Annotated in this window: 1 protein-coding gene and 1 rRNA gene; both read left to right on the top strand. The window is 48.3% G+C overall.

Features of this window, described 5'->3' with window-relative positions:
• Window positions 1–1,666: polysaccharide biosynthesis tyrosine autokinase (locus tag V6C93_RS29950; RefSeq protein ID WP_333480332.1), on the top strand; the 1,666-nt coding region annotated here is incomplete at its 5' end.
• A gap of 350 nt (window positions 1,667–2,016) precedes the next feature.
• A 16S ribosomal RNA gene (locus tag V6C93_RS29945) occupies window positions 2,017–2,413 on the top strand; the annotation flags it as partial.

The raw sequence follows: 2,413 nt of genomic DNA, 5'->3' as shown, positions 1-2,413 counted from the left end.
AAACAAGCTGACTGATCCCAAAACGCAGGGCGATCAGCTATTCACGCAAGTTCGTGAAATCACAAATCAGCAGGCACAGACTCAAAGAGATTTAGCAGAGCAGAAGACTCTGTATGCTAATTTACAGCAACAATTAGAGTTAAGTCCTGATGAAGCGATCGCGGCCTCGGCGTTAAGTGAAGACCCGAACTATAGAACTCTCCAGGCGAAGATTCAGGAGATAGACAATAAAATTGCCGAAGAATCAGCTCGCTTTCAGCCCGATAGCCCAATTATCCAATCGCTACAGGCTAAACGACAAGGCTTACTCAGCTTACAGGGCAAGGAATCCAATCGCATTGTAGGGCAGAGTGGAGTTGGTACAACCAACAATCCTCAAGTAGGAGCTTTCCAAAATTCAGTTCGTCTAGGACTGATCCAAAAACTGGTTGAAGCGGCTAACCAAATACAGCTTTTAGAGGTTCGCAATCAGGCGCTCGCACAGACAAAAAGAGCGATTGAGCGACAAGCCCAGCTATTTCCGAGCGTTGCACGCCAGTATACAGATATACAGGGGCAGTTGGAGATTGCTAAGCGGACACAAGAGCAACTTTTGACTCAGCGAGAAACGTTGCGAGTCGAGGTGGCGCAAAAACAAGTTCCTTGGGAACTTGTTTCCAAACCAGAGATTCCCAAAGGTGCGACGGGTACTCTGATCCCTGCTCCCAGTAAAGCTAAACCCATTAAGCTGGGAGGACTTGTGCTAGGTCTACTGCTGGGTGTAGGAACCGCTGTGCTGATCGAGAAGTTCCGTAATATTTTCTACACCGACAAAGAACTGGAAGAAAGCATTCCCCTGCCTTTGTTAGGAGTGATTCCTGTTTACAAAGGCTCTAGAAAACTACAACCTGCCTTTGCCGGAACTGTTGAAGGAGCGGAGGACAGCTATCCGAATGACCCAGAATTTCAGAAAGCCTTTGACTCGCTCTATGCCAGCATCCGTTTTCTCTTTTCCGATCCACCTGTCCGTTCTTTAGCTGTTTGCTCAGCTGGGCCTTCTGATGGTAAGTCTACAGTGGCTTTAAATCTGGCGCTAACAGCAGCAAGCATGGGTCAGCGCGTGCTGTTGGTCGATGCCAATTTGCGTACTCCTCAGCTCCACACCCGCTTAAACTTGCCCAACCAAAAGGGACTCACCGACCTTCTTGCTAAAAAACTTACGCCTAATGAACTCATCCAGCGCTCTCAGTTGGCAGATAATCTGTTTGTCCTAACTTCTGGCCAACCCCTACGTAACTCCACCAAACTGCTTGGGTCAGCTCAGATGCAGTATCTCATGGAGGAATTTCAGGCCACCTTTGACCTAGTTATTTATGACACCTCCCATTTTCAGGACTTTATGGATGCCAATTTCCTAGCGGCTCATACCGATGGGATCTTAATGGTTGTGGCTGTTGGCAAGACAAGGCGTTCTTTAGTCATGCGAGTCCTCGAGCAACTCAACACGTATCGTTTACCAACCTTGGGTGTAGTGGCTAATCATCTCAAGAAGAACATTAATATTCCCTACCAGAGCGCAACCTCCATTAGCTCCACCCCAGATGTTGAAGAACTCCCGGTGAATCAACCTACAGGAAAATGGCTGGACTTCAAGTCGGACAATTTCAATGAAAAGAGGCCCTCTTGACAATCCCACGTAACTTTTTTGCAGTCTTATGAGACTGGAAGCCTAGGCCAAACGAAGTTAGGCACTGGATATTTCATCTGTCGAACAAATTTTCGACCCAAAGTAGTGCAATCCGAACTTTTTGGTTCGGTTTGCACCACCCAACGGCTACGACGATGCGCTACAGTAGGTAAGCGTCAAGAGAAACCTCTTGCCACACCGAACCTAGATAAGGCAATAGTTTGAAAGCCATTCATAGAAGCTAATTCTCGTCAAAAGAAATTTGGTCACAGGGGGCAACCCCAAGACAAAACGAAAACAAGCTTAGGATTCCGTAACGGTAAAGTTTTCGGAAACACAAACTTATTCTCAACATGGAGAGTTTGATCCTGGCTCAGGATGAACGCTGGCGGTCTGCTTAACACATGCAAGTCGAACGGAACTCTTCGGAGTTCAGTGGCGGACGGGTGAGTAACGCGTGAGAATCTGCCAAAAGGACTGGGATAACAGAAGGAAACTTCTGCTAATACCGGATGTGCCGCAACGTGAAAGGAGAAATCCGCCTTTTGAAGAGCTCGCGTCTGATTAGCTAGTTGGTGAGGTAAAAGCTCACCAAGGCGACGATCAGTAGCTGGTCTGAGAGGATGACCAGCCACACTGGGACTGAGACACGGCCCAGACTCCTACGGGAGGCAGCAGTGGGGAATTTTCCGCAATGGGCGAAAGCCTGACGGAGCAAGACCGCGTGGGGGAGGAAGGCTCTTGGGT

The sequence above is a fragment of the Allocoleopsis sp. genome, assembly GCF_036703385.1.
GTDB lineage: Bacteria > Cyanobacteriota > Cyanobacteriia > Cyanobacteriales > Coleofasciculaceae > Allocoleopsis.
Note: the sequence above shows the minus strand (reverse complement) of the source record. Positions and strands in the feature narration are given on the sequence as shown.